Origin of the sequence: Bradyrhizobium sp. USDA 241, from assembly GCF_049739505.1 — a bacterium.
Lineage (GTDB): Bacteria > Pseudomonadota > Alphaproteobacteria > Rhizobiales > Xanthobacteraceae > Bradyrhizobium > Bradyrhizobium liaoningense.
In genome coordinates this window covers 1,994,723-2,010,002 of record NZ_JBMGPZ010000005.1, presented here as the reverse complement: position 1 = coordinate 2,010,002, position 15,280 = coordinate 1,994,723, and the positions used below count along the sequence as shown (strand labels likewise).

The 15,280-nt window shown below is 64.7% G+C and carries 15 protein-coding genes; 3 read left to right on the top strand and 12 right to left on the bottom strand.

Annotated features, from left to right (window positions below; translation table 11 throughout):
• Nucleotide 1: 1 nt before the first annotated feature.
• On the bottom strand, nucleotides 2–796 hold the full coding sequence (locus ABIF91_RS31395) for an ATP12 family chaperone protein (protein ID WP_028182262.1): 795 nt from the start codon (nucleotides 794–796) through the stop codon (nucleotides 2–4).
• 197 nt (nucleotides 797–993) lie between these two features.
• Between ABIF91_RS31395 and ABIF91_RS31390 the strand changes: the two genes are divergently transcribed.
• Nucleotides 994–2,058 (top strand): IS630-like element ISRj1 family transposase, encoded by a 1,065-nt coding sequence (locus tag ABIF91_RS31390; RefSeq protein WP_026192128.1) that lies wholly within the window; start codon nucleotides 994–996, stop codon nucleotides 2,056–2,058.
• A gap of 9 nt (nucleotides 2,059–2,067) precedes the next feature.
• Here the strand turns inward: ABIF91_RS31390 and ABIF91_RS31385 are convergent, their stop codons facing one another.
• Genes ABIF91_RS31385 through ABIF91_RS31370 form a run of 4 tightly spaced genes read right to left on the bottom strand, consistent with a single transcriptional unit; the run spans nucleotide 2,068 to nucleotide 6,405 of the window.
• Nucleotides 2,068–2,364: a hypothetical protein gene (locus tag ABIF91_RS31385; protein WP_035676189.1), complete on the bottom strand. Its 297-nt coding sequence runs from the start codon at nucleotides 2,362–2,364 to the stop codon at nucleotides 2,068–2,070.
• Nucleotides 2,365–2,409: 45 nt separating this feature from the next.
• Nucleotides 2,410–3,612, bottom strand: a complete 1,203-nt coding sequence (locus tag ABIF91_RS31380; RefSeq protein ID WP_028180722.1) for an RluA family pseudouridine synthase — start codon at nucleotides 3,610–3,612, stop codon at nucleotides 2,410–2,412.
• A gap of 52 nt (nucleotides 3,613–3,664) precedes the next feature.
• Nucleotides 3,665–5,002 carry a replication-associated recombination protein A gene (locus ABIF91_RS31375; RefSeq protein WP_028180721.1) on the bottom strand — a complete coding sequence of 446 codons (1,338 nt, stop codon included), beginning with the start codon at nucleotides 5,000–5,002 and terminating at the stop codon, nucleotides 3,665–3,667.
• On the bottom strand, nucleotides 4,999–6,405 hold the full coding sequence (locus ABIF91_RS31370; RefSeq protein ID WP_028180720.1) for a DegQ family serine endoprotease: 1,407 nt from the start codon (nucleotides 6,403–6,405) through the stop codon (nucleotides 4,999–5,001). Before ABIF91_RS31370 ends, ABIF91_RS31375 begins: the two co-directional genes overlap by 4 nt.
• A gap of 315 nt (nucleotides 6,406–6,720) precedes the next feature.
• On the opposite strand from ABIF91_RS31370, the gene ABIF91_RS31365 reads away from it, so the two are divergent.
• A complete protein-coding gene (locus tag ABIF91_RS31365) occupies nucleotides 6,721–8,334 on the top strand; it encodes an OprO/OprP family phosphate-selective porin (protein WP_035676178.1) in 1,614 nt (537 codons plus the stop codon).
• A gap of 42 nt (nucleotides 8,335–8,376) precedes the next feature.
• On the opposite strand, the gene ABIF91_RS31360 is transcribed toward ABIF91_RS31365, so the two are convergent.
• Nucleotides 8,377–8,757 carry a winged helix-turn-helix transcriptional regulator gene (locus ABIF91_RS31360; RefSeq protein ID WP_028180718.1) on the bottom strand — a complete coding sequence of 127 codons (381 nt, stop codon included), beginning with the start codon at nucleotides 8,755–8,757 and terminating at the stop codon, nucleotides 8,377–8,379.
• 121 nt (nucleotides 8,758–8,878) lie between these two features.
• On the opposite strand from ABIF91_RS31360, the gene ABIF91_RS31355 reads away from it, so the two are divergent.
• Nucleotides 8,879–9,892, top strand: coding sequence for a zinc-binding alcohol dehydrogenase family protein (locus ABIF91_RS31355; protein ID WP_028180717.1), 1,014 nt, complete (start codon nucleotides 8,879–8,881; stop codon nucleotides 9,890–9,892).
• 58 nt (nucleotides 9,893–9,950) lie between these two features.
• On the opposite strand, the gene hisC is transcribed toward ABIF91_RS31355, so the two are convergent.
• From hisC to ABIF91_RS31325, 6 genes are all read right to left on the bottom strand, one after another.
• Entirely contained in the window at nucleotides 9,951–11,009 is a 1,059-nt protein-coding gene (gene hisC, locus ABIF91_RS31350; RefSeq protein ID WP_028180716.1) for a histidinol-phosphate transaminase, read from the bottom strand.
• Nucleotides 11,006–12,331 (bottom strand): chloride channel protein, encoded by a 1,326-nt coding sequence (locus ABIF91_RS31345; protein ID WP_028180715.1) that lies wholly within the window; start codon nucleotides 12,329–12,331, stop codon nucleotides 11,006–11,008. The genes hisC and ABIF91_RS31345 overlap by 4 nt, the downstream gene beginning before the upstream one ends.
• 55 nt (nucleotides 12,332–12,386) lie before the next feature.
• Nucleotides 12,387–12,683 carry a DUF1330 domain-containing protein gene (locus tag ABIF91_RS31340; RefSeq protein WP_028180714.1) on the bottom strand — a complete coding sequence of 99 codons (297 nt, stop codon included), beginning with the start codon at nucleotides 12,681–12,683 and terminating at the stop codon, nucleotides 12,387–12,389.
• A gap of 10 nt (nucleotides 12,684–12,693) precedes the next feature.
• Entirely contained in the window at nucleotides 12,694–13,482 is a 789-nt protein-coding gene (locus tag ABIF91_RS31335) for an SDR family NAD(P)-dependent oxidoreductase (protein WP_028180713.1), read from the bottom strand.
• 169 nt (nucleotides 13,483–13,651) lie between these two features.
• Nucleotides 13,652–14,068: a 50S ribosomal protein L17 gene (gene rplQ / locus ABIF91_RS31330; RefSeq protein ID WP_028180712.1), complete on the bottom strand. Its 417-nt coding sequence runs from the start codon at nucleotides 14,066–14,068 to the stop codon at nucleotides 13,652–13,654.
• 166 nt (nucleotides 14,069–14,234) lie between these two features.
• The gene (locus tag ABIF91_RS31325) at nucleotides 14,235–15,266 is read right to left on the bottom strand and encodes a DNA-directed RNA polymerase subunit alpha (protein ID WP_029674561.1); all 1,032 of its coding nucleotides are present in this window, start codon (nucleotides 15,264–15,266) and stop codon (nucleotides 14,235–14,237) included.
• Nucleotides 15,267–15,280: the final 14 nt, after the last annotated feature.

Genomic DNA, 15,280 nt, shown 5'->3' with positions numbered 1-15,280 from the left:
GTTAAGGACCTGTGGTTGCGGCCGGGTTTACAGCCGCCAGCACAGCCACGGCGGCCTCGAAATCCCTGAGGCGGATGGCCCGGCGGCTAGCTGCTTCCTCGTCCGCGCCCCATTGCTCGGCGTTCCAGTCCTCATCGACATGGGCGGCGGTCCAGACCTGGTCAGCGTCCCGCGCGCCATGGGCGAGCGCCAGTGCCAGCAACGCCGAGCCGGTCAGGGTCGTCACCACATGGAGAGCGGCGACCGACCAGGCATCCTGCGGCAGCGCGGCGCGAGCCGCCCGAAGCGCCTGGTCCGGCTGCTTCACATGCATGATGCCCTCGGACAGGATGAAATGCGCACCCAGCGTCTCCGCCGCCCAGAACAGCACGGGATCCCAATGCGCGGCCTCGCGGGCGACCAGTCCCTCGGGATGGCCGGCACGATAGAACAGCAAATCGGACTCGAAGTATCTGGCGAGGTCGTCGCTGACGAGCTCGACGCGATCGACCACACCCTCCACCACGCTGTTGGCCATCCGCGTCAACGGCATGGCCATGGGGTCGATCGTCTCGCCCTGGGCCGCCCATTCCGCGGCCACCGCTTCGGCAAGGTCGCGCGAAGGGATCACCACCTGGCGACCGGACGGCGTACGGATCGGCCTGCCGTCGAGCACGACGGCATACCCGCCATCGGCCTCGCTCACGCCCGCCTCCTTGTAGAAGCGCTTGCGCTGCGGTGGACGCGCCGACCGACGTGCCGCCTCGCGCGGATCGGGCGGGGTTTGCCCCGCAGCTTCATCGAACAATTCGCGCATGTCGGTTTTCGGTCCCTGCCGCTGAATGCCAGGCTTTTAGGATAAAACCGGCAGCCGATAAAGCGAGCGGCGGGCATCAGGGAACTTGGCCGGCGTTGCAGCCCTGTTTGCCGGGGCCTTGGCCGCTAGCGGACAGGAGATCCAATCGACCCTAGTACCCACTTTTCTTGGAACGTGAGTCGTGATTCAAGGTCGGGATGATACCCGAAGCAAGAGAAGTCCACCTTTCGAGGAAAGATCGCAAGGTGCTTGAGGCGTGCTGTCGCTCACCGGTGACGTTGCAGCGCGATTTGAAGCGGGCGCGGATAGTTCTGTTGGCGGCGGATGGGCGCAGCACCCGGTCGATCGCCAAGGAAGTTGGGGTCCAGCCGCGGATTGTCAGCCTTTGGCGGCATCGCTATGCCGACCATGGCCTTGAAGGGCTGCAAGACAAGCCGCGGCCTGGCAAGCAGCCGATCTATACGAAGACGACCGACAAGCGGATTCTGAAGCTGCTGGATAAGCCGCCACCGCAAGGGTTTGCGCGCTGGACCGGCCCCCTGCTGGCCGAGGCGCTGGGCGATGTCGATGTCCAATATGTCTGGCGGTTCCTGCGCAGCCACAAGATTGACCTGGTGGCTCGCAAGTCCTGGTGCGAGAGCAACGACCCGAACTTTACGGCCAAAGCCGCCGATGTTGTCGGCCTCTATGTCGCGCCGCCGGCGAAGGCCATTGTGCTGTGCGTGGACGAGAAGCCCTCGATCCAGGCTTTGGAGCGAGCGCAGGGTTATCTGAAGTTGCCCAATGGCCGCGCCTTGACCGGCCAAAGCCACGATTACAAGCGGCATGGCACCACAACATTGTTTGCGGCGCTCGAAGTCGCCACCGGAAAGATCATCGCGACCCATTCAAAACGCCGGCGCCGCGTCGAGTTTCTCGATTTCATGAACAGCGTCACCGCGGCTTTTCCGAACCGCAAGCTTCACGTCATCCTCGACAACCTCAACACCCATAAAAAGAACGAGGACTGGCTCAAGGCCCACCCCAACGTGCAATTTCATTTCACGCCGACAAGTGCGTCATGGCTCAATCAGGTCGAAGTATGGTTTTCCATCTTGCAGGGGCAGTCGCTCAGCGGCACCTCCTTCACGAGCCTCAAGCAGCTTCAGGAACACATCGATGCCTACGTCAACGCATACAACGACAGAGCCGAGCCCTTCGTCTGGACCAAGAAAAAGGTCCGTCAACGCCGTTTCAAAGGCCGCCGTATCACTCAGCTCTGATTCCGGGTACTAGTTCGCGCATCTGAGCGCATAGGTGCCACGGTGACCGGGGCTCAGCCCCGCACCTGCGGCATCCTCGAGGCACTTCGAAAAGCGATCGCCGAACGAATTACGCGGAAGCGGCCGGTAATTGTAGCTCGGCGGCGCATCGAGCTGCGGCATTTTCGGCACCTCGAGCTTCGGCGGCGGTGGTGGCGAAGGCAGCGGAACGACCTGCGAGGGGCCCGGCAGCACCAATTGTGCCTGAGCCCCCTGCCCCATGGACAGTGCGGTCAGAACCACGAGACATATCGCGAGCCGTTTCATAGGCGATATGTTGTGCTCCGACTGCCCCCGTTCAACCTGACTTAATTATTCTTCAGGCGCGTTCTCGATCGGATCAAATCTGGTTGCATCCAGCCCGAGCAGGTTCCACGATTGCTGCATATGTGGCGGCAGAGGCGCGGTGGCGTCGATCACGCCGCCGCGCGGATGCGGGATGACGATGCGGCGTGCCAAGAGATGCAGCCGGTTCTGCAAGCCACCCGGCAGCTGCCAATTCTCGATGTTGAAATATTTGGGATCACCGACGATCGGATGGCCGATATGGGCCATGTGGGCGCGCAGCTGGTGGGTGCGGCCCGTTACCGGCTTCAGCGACACCCAGGTCAGCTTGTTGCCCGCGGTCTCGACCACCGCATAATAGGTCACCGCGTGGCTCGCGCCCTCATCGCCATGCTGGGCGATGCGCATGATGGTGTCGTCCTCGCTCTCTTCCTTGGCGAGGAAGGTCGAGATGCGGCCCTGCTTGGGCTTCGGCAGGCCCGGTACCAGAGCCCAATACACCTTTCGCGCCGATCGCGAGCGGAATGCGCCTGTCAGGTGCGAGGCGGCGAAGCGCGTCTTGGCGATCAGGAGACAGCCCGACGTCTCCCTGTCGATGCGGTGCACGAGGCGCGGCTTTTGGCCCTTGGCGTCGCGCATCACCTCCAGCATCTGGTCGATGTGCCGCGTCATGCCCGACCCACCCTGCACGGCAAGGCCGGCCGGCTTGTTCAGGACGAGGACGTCGTCGTCCTCGTAGATCGTCATCTCCTGCAGCGCCTTGAGCGTTTTTTGCGCAGCGTCCGAGAGCTCCCCGACGACCTTCGGTGCGTCGAGCTTCAGCGGCGGGATGCGGACGCTCTGCCCCTCCTCGAGGCGATCCTTGCTGTCGACGCGCTTGCCGTCGACGCGCAGCTCGCCTTTGCGGACGACGCGCTGGATGTGGGAGAACGACAGGCCGGGAAAGCGCGCTTCGAGGAAACGGTCGACGCGCATGTTGTTCTCGTCCGCCGTCACGGTGACGGTCTGGACCTTGGTGGGCAGCAATGCTTCGACCGGCTTTGCCGGCGCGGCCCTCTCCGGCTCGGGCTTGGGCGCTCGCCGCTCGGCACGCTCGCCAGCAAAGCGCGGCGGCTTGCCGCCCGGACGCGGCCCGGCCTTCTTCGCGCTGCGCGCCTGATGCGGACGCGCGTCCTCGCGCTCGTCTCGCGAACGCGGCCTTGGATTCATTCTCTTGATGCGGCGGCTCATGATTGCCTGCCTAGCCTAAAAGCGGCCATTCGTCACGACGAAATGGTCGCCTCTAGCGCGAACCGCCCCGCTCCTTGCGCAGTTTGGCCCAGTAATCCAGCCGCTTCCGGATCTCCCGCTCGAAGCCACGTTCGGGCGGGTCGTAGAAGGTCTGGCGGCCCAGGGCTTCGGGGAAGTAGTCCTGGCCGGAGAAGGCGTCGGGGGCATCGTGGTCGTATTCGTAAGCTGCACCGTAGCCTTCCGACTTCATCAGCTTGGTCGGGGAATTGAGGATGTGCTTCGGCGGCAGCAGCGAGCCGGCCTGCTTGGCGACCTGCATAGCCGTGCCGAAGGCGGTGTAGACCGCGTTCGATTTCGGCGCAGTGGCGAGATAGACGACGGCCTGCGCGATCGCGAGCTCGCCTTCGGGATGGCCGAGGAAGTCGAAGGCATCCTTGGCGGCATTGGCGGTGACGAGCGCCTGCGGATCGGCAAGCCCGATGTCCTCGACCGCCATGCGCACGACACGGCGGGCCAGGAACAGCGGGTCCTCGCCAGCGTCTAGCATGCGCGCGAGGTAATACAGCGCGGCATCGGGATCGGAGCCGCGCACCGACTTATGCAGCGCGGAGATCAGGTTGTAATGGCCGTCGGCCGACTTGTCGTAGATCGGCGCGCGGCGCTGCAGGATGTCCTGCAACTGCGCGGCATTGAAAATCTCGTCCGCCCGCGCCGAACGCCAGACCTCTTCGGCGAGCGTCAGCGACGCGCGACCATCGCCGTCGGCCATGCGCACCAGCACCGCCCTCGCCTCCGCATCGAGCGGCAACTTCTTGCCCTCGACCTCCTCGGCATGCGCGAACAGTTTTTCGATCGCGGCCGCATCGAGCGAGCGAAATACCAGCACGCGCGCACGCGAGAGCAACGCCGCGTTGAGCTCGAAGGACGGGTTCTCGGTGGTGGCGCCGACCATGACGACCGTGCCGTCTTCCATCACCGGCAGAAAGGAGTCCTGCTGGGCACGGTTGAATCTGTGCACCTCGTCGACGAACAGCAGCGTGCCCTTGCCCATCTCGCGGCGGGCGCGCGCGGCATCGAACGCTTTCTTGAGGTCGGCGACGCCGGAGAACACCGCGGAGATCTGCTCGAAATGCAGATCCGTCGCGTCAGCCAAGAGCCGCGCCACCGTGGTCTTGCCGGTGCCCGGCGGGCCCCAGAACACCAGCGAGCCGAGCGTGCGCGTCTCCAGCATGCGCGTCAGCGCACCGTCGGGGCCGAGGATGTGATCCTGGCCGACGACCTCTGACAGCGCGCGCGGGCGCAGCCGGTCCGGCAGCGGATGCGGCGCGTCGTGATCGAGCCCCGCTGCGGCGAAGAGCGTCGGCGTCTCCTGTGGTCGCTTCGGACTCATCCGCCCAACGTGACGTTGATCTGCTGGCCGCCGCGCACCAGCGTGATGCGCCAGATCCGCGACCGCTCGCCTGCGGCCTTCTCGAGATCGCCGGTCTTGCTGATCTTCTGGTTGTTGACGGCCAGGATGATGTCGCCTTTCTGGAAGCCGACATTGGCAGCCGCGGTATCGCCGCCGATATCGGTGATCACGACGCCTTCGGTGTCGGCGTCCAGACGCAGTTCGTCAGCGACCGCGGGCGTGATGGTCGAGACCTTCGCGCCCTGGAACGGCGAGCGAGCGGTGACGACGAGCTCGCTGCGCCCGGTATCGGGCGCAGTCTCCAGCGCCACGGTCAGCTTGGTCGGCTTGCTGCCGCGCTGCACGTCGATCTGCGCGGTGCCGCCGAGCGGACGGGTTGCGAAACGGTAGTCGAAGGCGTTGGGATCATCGACGGTCTGGCCGTCGATGCCGGTGATGAGGTCGGAGGATTTCAGACCGGCCCTCGCTGCGGGGCCATTGGGCACCACGCTTGCGACCAACGCACCGGTCGGCGAGCGCAGGCCGAGGCTTTCCGCGATCTCCGGAGTCACCCCCTGCAATTTTGCCCCGAGCCACGGCCGCTTCACTGCCTTGCCGCCGCTCTTGGCTGATGCGACGACGACGCGCACCATGTTGGCGGGAATCGCAAAGCCGATGCCCTGCGAGCCGCCGGAGCGCGAATAGATCGCCGTGTTGATGCCGGCGAGCTTGCCGCTCATGTCGACCAGCGCGCCGCCGGAATTGCCGGGATTGATCGGCGCATCGGTCTGGATGAAGAACTGGTAGTCGGTGATGCCGACTTGCGTGCGCGCCAGCGCCGAGATGATGCCGTGGGTCACGGTCTGGCCGACACCGAAGGGATTGCCGATCGCCAGCACGACGTCGCCGACCAACAATTCATCGGAATTCGTGAAATCGAGGGTCGGAAATTTTTCCTTGGCATCCTTCAGGCGCAGCACGGCGAGATCGGTACGCGAATCCTTCAGCAGGATCTCGGCCTCGAACTCACGCTTGTCCGACAGCGACACTTTCACCTGGTCCGCGCCTTCGATGACATGGACGTTGGTGACGACGAGACCGGAGGCATCGACGATGACGCCGGAGCCGAGCGAGCGCTGCATCTGCTCGGGCTGCTGACCCGGCACGCCGAAGAAGCGGCGGAATATCGGGTCGTCCAGCAGCGGATTGCGGTTCTGCACCACCTTGGCGGCATAGACGTTGACGACCGCGGGCTGCACCCGTTGCACGATCGGCGCATAAGACAGCCGCAGCTCGGCCGGCGATGACGGGACGCGGCGGTCCTGCGCTGAGGCCGGATTGAAATGGGCCGAAAAGGCTATGCACAAGGCCGTGACGACGGCGGTCCAGGTCGATCGAAACATTCCTACCTCTCGGAAAAGACGCCGGAATATAGGCGCGTTCGCCCCTCAATAGAAGGGCGCGGGGCGGCAATATTCGGCCTCATTCCGACGGCTCGAGCCCCGAGCAGGCGTGCGAAACGACAACTTGACCGGCGGGACGGATTGGCATGACACGCATCATCTTGCATGCTCGCTCTCGGTGGATTCGGTTGCGACGAATTTGCATCAGCGGGAACCAGCGCAACCGAGGGCTCGCCGTCGCGGGGCAGTCATCGACCGTTCTTAGGCTCTGCGCTTACGACTTGGGGAAGTTGGTCCAACCGATGGAGTGATGACGTGAACAGGACAAGAATTACAGCCACGGCGATTGGTCTCGCCGGCGCACTGGCAGCCTCGCAGGCCCAGGCCCAATCGGCAAGCAGCAGCGAGCAGGAGATCGCGCTGCTGAAGCAGCAGTTGAAGATGCTGGAGCAGAAGCTCGACAAGCTCCAGAGTCAAACCGCGGCGAACACGGCGGCCACGGCGAAAGCCAGAGCCGAAGCGAAGGCTGAAGCGAAGGCCGAGGCGCGTTCGGAGGCAAAGGCCGTCGTTGCCAATGCCAATGCGGCGATCCCCCTCAAGGGGCCGCCCCCGGCATCCGGCGTCGTCGTGACGATGCCGAACAACCGGCCGACGATCTGCACCGCCGACCAGGCCAACTGCGTCGCCATCACCAGCCGCCTGCATTGGGATGTCGGCGGCTATGACTATCGTCCCAATACCGCGGCCACCGTGCCGCAGAAGCTCGACAGCGGCCAGAACGTCCGTCGCGCGCGCATCGGCGTCGCCGGCAAGTTCTTCAACGACTGGAACTTCGCGCTGGTCTACGATTTCGGCGGCTCGTCCGACGGATTTGGCGGCACCGCGCCGGGATCGCTGCCGGGCGGCGGCGTCTCCGGCGTCGAGAACGCGTATCTCAGCTACACCGGCTTGAAGCCGTTCGGCGGCAAGATGGCGATCGAGGCTGGCATCATGGACCTGCCATACACGCTCGACGAAGCGACAAGCTCAAACGACATCATGTTCATGGAGCGCGCCTCACCCGGTGTGATCGCGACCAACATCGCCGCCGGCGACTTCCGCTCCGCAGCCGGTGCGCGCTGGTTCAACGACCAGCTCTGGATCGGCGGCTATGTCACGGGACCGTCGACCGGCGCGATCCATTCCGCCTCGAGCGCTTCGCCGCCGGGCACGAGCGAGCAGTACGGCGCGGTGGCGCGCGTCGCCGGCAACCCGATCAGCGGCAAGGACTATTCGGTGCACATCGGCGCCGACGCGCAATGGCTGATCCAGCCGCCGCGCAACCTGATCGCCAACACGCAGACGGTCACGCTCAGCGATCGTCCGGAATTGCGTCTCGACCCGACCACCCTGATCTCGACCGGTGCCATCGCCAATGTCTCGGGGGCACAGGTCTACAGCGTCGAAGCGGCGGCGACCTACGGGCCGTTCATCGTCCAGGGCGAGTACTTCTGGTACAACGTCGATCGCACCGCCAACACCGGCGTGCCGCTGGTCGGCGCACCGAGCCTGAAATTCCAGGGTGGCTACGCACAGGCCGGCTACGTGCTGACGGGAGAAAGCCGGGCCTACAATGCCGCGGCCGCGGCCTATCACGGCGTCAAGCCCGCGCATCCGTTCTCGCTCGACGGCGGCGGCTGGGGTGCGTGGGAAATCGCGGGCCGCTTCTCGACGATCGACCTCAACGATCAGCTCGCGACCGCGACCGGTGTCGCCGGTGGTCGGCAGACGGTCTACACCCTCGCGCTCAACTGGTACGTCAACGGCAATGTCCGTTTCATGCTGGACTATCTGCATGGCACGGTATCGCGACAGGCCTCGCCGATCTCGACCGCCGATGTCGGCTCGAAGTTCGACGCGGTCGCGATGCGCACGCAGTTCGCGTTCTGACGCTCACCTTTTCCGGGAGCGGTACGATCCGCTCCCGGATACTCACGCCGCGCGCTTCGGCTTCCTCACCACCACCACCGGCGGCGGCGCGCAGGACAGCCGTTCCTGATGACTCTCGCCCCAGGCCTTCAGGATGTCGATGACAGGCCTGAGGCTCTCCCCGAGCTCGGACAGGCAATATTCCACGCGCGGCGGCACCTCGGCATAGACCTTGCGGATGACCAGCTTGTCCTCCTCGAGCGCGCGCAGCTGTTTCGTGAGCATGCGCTGGGTGATGCCGGGCATCCGGCGGCGCAGTTCGCCGAAACGCTGGGTGCCGCTCTGGAGGTGGTAGAGGATCACGCCCTTCCACTTGCCGTCGATCAGGTCCAGCGTTGCCTCGACCGAGCAGCCGGGACGACGGGCAAAATTGCGCCGCTTCATGCGTGTTTTCCCAATAGTATCCAAACAGGGACTATATCCCCGAATTTACAGTACTTGCCAATTTGAAGCCAGGGCGACAGTTAGAGCGGCAGGCGAACAGCCCATCTGATGGAGACAAGCCATGAAGGCCGTCGGCTACAAAAAATCGCTTCCGATCGAGGATGCGGATTCACTGATCGATTTCGAGACCGCCAAGCCCGAGCCCCAGGGGCGCGACATCCGCGTCGCCGTGAAGGCGATCTCGGCCAATCCGGTCGATTACAAGGTGCGCAAGCGCGCAGCTCCGCCCGACGGCGAGACGAAGATCCTCGGCTATGACGCGGCCGGCGTGGTCGATGCCGTCGGCCCCGACGTGACACTCTTCAAGCCGGGCGACGAGGTGTTCTACGCCGGCTCGATCCTGCGCCAGGGCACCAACGCCGAATTCCACCTGGTCGACGAGCGCATCGTCGGCAACAAGCCGAAGAGCCTGTCGTTCGCGCAAGGAGCCGCCCTTCCCCTCACTTCCATCACCGCCTGGGAATTGCTGTTCGACCGGCTCGGCGCGGTCCCCGGCAAGAGCGTCGATCCGCGCACGCTCCTGATCACGGGCGGCGCCGGCGGCGTCGGCTCGATCCTGATCCAACTTGCCCGCCGCCTCACCGGGCTGACGGTACTTGCCACCGCGACGCGGCCGGAGTCGCAGAAATGGTGCCTCGATCGCGGCGCCCATGCGGTGATCGACCACGGCAAGCCGATGAAGGAGCAGATCGACAAGCTGAAGCTGCCGCCGGTCGCGCTGGTGGCGAGCCTGACCTTCACCGACCAGCACTACAAGGCGATTGCGGACTTCATGGCCCCGCAGGGCAAGTTCGGCCTGATCGACGATCCCCCGGAATTTGCCATGAGCACGTTCAAGGGCAAGGCCATCTCGGTGCACTGGGAATCGATGTTCACGCGCTCCTCGTTCCAGACGCCAGACATGATCGCGCAGCATCATCTGCTCAATGATGTCGCCGACCTCATCGACAAGGGCGTGCTGCGCACCACGCTCGACCAGACCTTCGGCACGATCAACGCCGCCAACCTCAAGCGAGCCCATGCGCTCTTGGAGAGCGGCAAGTCGCGCGGCAAGATCGTGCTGGAGGGGTGGTAGCCGGCGTTGCTGCGCAGGGTGGGTTGCGCTTCGCTCGTCCAACCCACCCCTGCGATTCTCAGCCCAGGATGCGCGACAGCGCCGACAGCAGTCGGTCGGTCTGCTCGTCCGTGCCGACGGTGATCCGCAGGTAGTCCGAGATGCGGGCAGCGGCAAAGTGCCTGACGATCACGGCCTGCTGGCGCAGCGCTGCCGCAAGCGCAGCGCCATCGTGGGCGGGATGGCGCGCGAAGACGAAGTTGGCCTGCGATGGCAGCACCTCGAAGCCAGCTTGCTTCAGTCCGCGCGTCAGTCGCTCCCTGCCCTCGATCACGCGAACGCGGCTCTGCTGGAAATAGGCTTCGTCCTCCAGGGCGGCGATAGCGCCGGCTTGGGCGGGCCGACCAAGCGGATAGGAATTGAAGCTGTCCTTCACACGGGTGAGCGCCTCGATCAGGTCGGCGTCGCCGATCGCATAGCCGACCCGCAGTCCGGCCAAGGCGCGGGACTTGGACATGGTTTGAACGACCAGAAGATTTCGATGGGAAGCCACCAGCGGAATCGCCGTCTCGGCACCGAAATCGACATAGGCCTCGTCGACCACCACGGGCACGTCCGGATGGTCCTCCAGCAGCGCAACGATCCCTCTACGCGACAATGCGATCCCCGTCGGCGCGTTCGGATCGGCGAGGATGATCGCACCGGCCCGCCGCCGGTAATCAGCCACACGGATCTGCATGACCTCGTCGAGCGGCACCGTCTCGTGGGAGATGCCGAACAGACGGCAATAGACCGGATAGAAGCTGTAGGTGATATCGGGAAAGAGCAACGGCGCTTCATGCTTCAGCAAGGCGGCAAAGGCATGCGCCAGCACTTCGTCCGAGCCGTTGCCGACGAACACCTGCTCGGGTCTCACCCGGTGATACGCGGCCAGGGCCGTCCGTAGCGCGGTGGCCTGCGGGTCCGGGTAGAGACGCAGCGTGTCGGCGGCCTCGACGCGGATCGCCTCCAGCGCGCGCGGCGATGGGCCAAACGGGCTTTCATTTGTGTTGAGCTTGACCAGGTCCGCCATGCGGGGCTGTTCGCCCGGCACGTAGGGCCTCAGCTCATGCGTCAGGCTGCTCCAGAAACGGCTCACCTTCTCTCCCCCTGCGATCGCTCCGGCTGCAGGGCCGCCCGCTCGATGAAACCCTTGGCAAGCGCGTGATAGATGCCCTCTTCGCAGACCATGCGTGAAACGAGATGAGCAATCAGCGCGGCCGCCATCAGCGGAACGACCATGCCGTGATTGTCGGTCATCTCGGTCACGATCACGAACGCGGTGATCGGCGCCTGCACGACGCCGGCGAAATAGGAGACCATGCCGAGCAGCATGATCGCACCGAGCGGTGCGCCATGGAAGAACGAGGCAATGTTGCTGCCAAGGCCGGCACCGACGGCGAGCGAGGGTGAGAAAATGCCGCCAGGGACGCCGCTGATCGCGGCAAAGGTGGTAGCGAAGAGCTTGAGGATGCCGAAATCCTGAGGCAGCGGCGAGCCATTCTCGAGGGCCGTCTTCACCTGCGCGTAGCCGGTGCCATAGATCGTATTCCCGGACGCCAGACCACAGACCGCGACGGCGAGTCCACAGGCGAATGCGAACCACAGCGGATGGCTTTTGAGCGAGCGCCCGAGCGGATGCCTGACGCCGCGCGCCATGAGGATGACGACGCGGCTGAACAGCCCACCTCCGAGGCCGCCAACCACACCGCAGACCGGAACCGCGAGCCAGTCGGCACCGCGCGCCAGCGACATCGCGCTGCTGCCGAAATAGGCGTAGTTGCCCGTCAGTGCCAATGACGTCAGGCCAGCCGCGATCACGGCAGCGATGATGAGGCTGCTGGTACGCGTCTCGAAGGCGCGGCTCATCTCCTCGATCCCGAACACGATGCCCGCCAACGGCGTATTGAAGGCCGCGGCGACCCCGGCCGCCGCACCGGCCAGGATCAATCCGGGTTGACGGCGAGGCGACACCCGCCCGATCGCGAACATGACGGAGGCGCCGACCTGCACGGTCGGCCCTTCCCGTCCGATGGAAGCCCCGCACAACAGTCCAAACAGGGTGAGAACCATCTTGCCGACGGCAATGCGCAGGGACACGAGCCGCGCTCGCGCAGCCTGATCGTTCAAATGGCGCGCAGCGATGGCCTGCGGAATCCCGCTGCCCTGGGCGCCAGGAAACAGGCGGATGGTGAGATAGGCCGATAACATGAAGCCGAGCGGCGTCACCACCAGGACCGCGTAGCGCGACTTTGCGAGCAGCAGCCCGAAAACATCCTGGGCGAGATCGGCGAGTTGCGCCAGCACCACGGCTGCGGCGCCAATCACGATGCCGCCGAGCAGGAAGATCGCCCGTCGCTGCCATCGGGCGGAAGCGATCCTCAACAGCCGCTTGTTGCGCATGAACCGAGCCGTGATCATTCACCGAGTTTTAGCCGGTCACGCTCGGAATTGAAGGGGTCGGGGAACAGACCAGCTAGGCCGGAACCACACCTTCGACGAAGATCAGCCGGCGCTCCAGCGCCGTGCGCCGCAACTTCAGGGCCTCGGCATAGTCCGGCGAGCCGTACCATTCGCGGGCCCGCGCCATCGAGGGAAACTCGACGATGATGATGGTCCCCGGCGGCGAGCTGCCCTCCACCACCTCGACGGCGCCGCCGCGCGCGAGGTAGCGGCCGCCATATTGGGCAATGGTCTGAGCCGCGAGCGTGCGGTAGGCCTCCATCGCGGCTCCGTCCCGCACCTCGACCTCGGAGATCACATAGTCCGCCATGCGCGCCGCCTCAGGCGATCGTATTGACGATGCCGCCCTCGGCGCGCAGCGCCGCACCGTTGGTCGCGGACGCTTCCTTGGATGCGACATAGACCACCATGTTGGCGATCTCATCGACGCTGGCAAAGCGCTGGATCAACGAGCTCGGCCGATGCTGCTTGACGAAATTCGCAGCAGCCTCGTCCACCGATTGTCCATTCTGCTTGGCGAGATCCTTGACGAACGTCTCGACGCCCTCCGACATGGTCGGGCCCGGCAGCACGGAATTGACCGTGACGCCGGTGCCGCGGGTGAGCTGCGCCAGGCCGCGCGCGACAGACAGCTGGGCCGTCTTGGTCATGCCGTAATGGATCATCTCGACGGGAATGTTGAGCCCGGACTCCGAGGAGATGAAGACGATGCGGCCCCAGTTGCGCTCGAGCATGCCCTTCATGTAGGCGCGCGACAGCCGCACGCCGCTCATCACATTGACCTCGAAAAAGCGTGTCCAGTCCTCGTCCGGGATGTCGAAGAAATTCTTGGCCTCGTAGATGCCGGTATTGTTGATGAGGATGTCGACGTCTGGCAGCGCCGCAACGAGTGCATTGCAGCCTGCCGCGGTCGATACGTCGGCGGCGATGCCGCGCACCTTGGCGCCCGCCCCTTCCAGTTTGCGCACGGCGGCCTCGACCTTGTCCTGGCTGCGGCCGTTGATCACGACATTGGCGCCGGAGGCTGCGAGGCCCCTGGCAATGGCGTAACCGATGCCGGCGGTCGAGCCGGTCACGATGGCGGTCTTTTCGGAAAGGTCGATGTTCATGCGCTGTCTCCATGGCTGATGACGGAGATATCGGGAGCGACCTGTAATGCCGCAATCGGGCTCACCGACGCGTGAGGAAGCGCATGTACACGGGCGAATCCACCCAACGCATCCAAACAAAAACGGCGCCCGGAAAGGCGCCGCTTTCAATTCATAGCCGTTGGCTGGCTTAGGCCGCCTCGGCTTCCTTTTCCTGCACCGGGCCGGAATCCTGGCCCTTGGCATCGACGTCGCGATCGACGAACTCGATCACGGCCATCGCGGCATTGTCGCCGTAGCGGAAGCCGGCCTTGATGATGCGGGTGTAGCCGCCCTGGCGGTCCTTGTAGCGGGGCGCGAGCACGTCGAACAGCTTCTTGACCTGGTCCTTGTCGCGCATCTCGGAGATCGCCTGGCGGCGCATCGAGAGGCCGCCCTTCTTGCCGAGGGTGACCAGCTTCTCCACGATGGGGCGCAATTCCTTCGCCTTCGGCAGCGTGGTGACGATCTGCTCGTGCTTGATCAGCGCGGCCGCCATGTTTGCGAGCATCGCGCGGCGATGCTCGGCCGTGCGGTTGAGCTTGCGATGAACCTTGCCGTGACGCATGTGTGTAGTCCCTACATAGTTACTGCCGCGACGGTTCGTCGGACATGTTGCTCAGGTGGGCTGCCTGCGTTCGCCCAATCAGTCATTCCGGACGGCGCAAAGCGTCGATCCGGAATCTCGAGGTTCCGGGTTCGATGCTCGCGCATCGCCCCGGAACGACAATTGCTCAGTAGTGATCCTCGAAGCGCTTGGCGAGCTCGTCGATGTTCTCCGGCGGCCAGCCCGGCACTTCCATGCCGAGGTGCAGACCCATCTGGGCCAGCACTTCCTTGATCTCGTTCAGCGACTTGCGACCGAAATTCGGGGTGCGAAGCATTTCCGCTTCGCTCTTCTGCACGAGGTCGCCGATGTAGACGATGTTGTCGTTCTTCAGGCAGTTGGCCGAACGCACCGACAGCTCGAGCTCGTCCACCTTCTTGAGGAAAGCCGGGTTGAAGGCGAGGTCCGGGATGATCTCCTGGGCGACTTCCTTGCGCGGCTCTTCGAAGTTGACGAACACGTTGAGCTGATCCTGCAGGATGCGGGCGGCGTAAGCCACCGAATCGTCCGGCGTGATCGCGCCATTGGTCTCGATCGTCATGGTCAGCTTGTCGTAGTCGAGGATCTGGCCCTCGCGGGTGTTCTCGACCTTGTAGGAGACCTTGCGGACCGGCGAGTACAGGCTGTCGACCGGGATCAGGCCGATCGGTGCGTCCTCGGGACGGTTGCGTTCGGCGGGCACGTACCCCTTGCCGGTGGAAACCGTGAACTCCATGCGGATCTCGGCGCCCTCGTCGAGCGTGCAGATCTGCAGATCGGGGTTCAGCACGACCACGTCGCCGACGGTCTGGATGTCGCCGGCGGTGACGACGCCGGGGCCCTGCTTCTTCACGACCATGCGCTTGGGGCCTTCGCCCTGCATCTTGATCGAGATGTCCTTGATGTTGAGCACGATGTCGGTGACGTCCTCACGGACGCCCGCGATCGAGGAGAACTCGTGCAGCACGCCGTCGATGTGCACCGACTGCACCGCCGCGCCCTGGAGCGAGGAGAGCAGGATCCGGCGCAGCGCGTTGCCGAGGGTCTGGCCGAAACCACGCTCGAGCGGCTCGGCGACGATGGTCGCAAAACGCGAGGGATCGCTGCCGGGCGTGACCTGGAGCTTGTTCGGCCGAATCAGTTCTTGCCAATTTTTCTGGATCGTCACTGTTTCACCCATACAGGCCAGTCAAT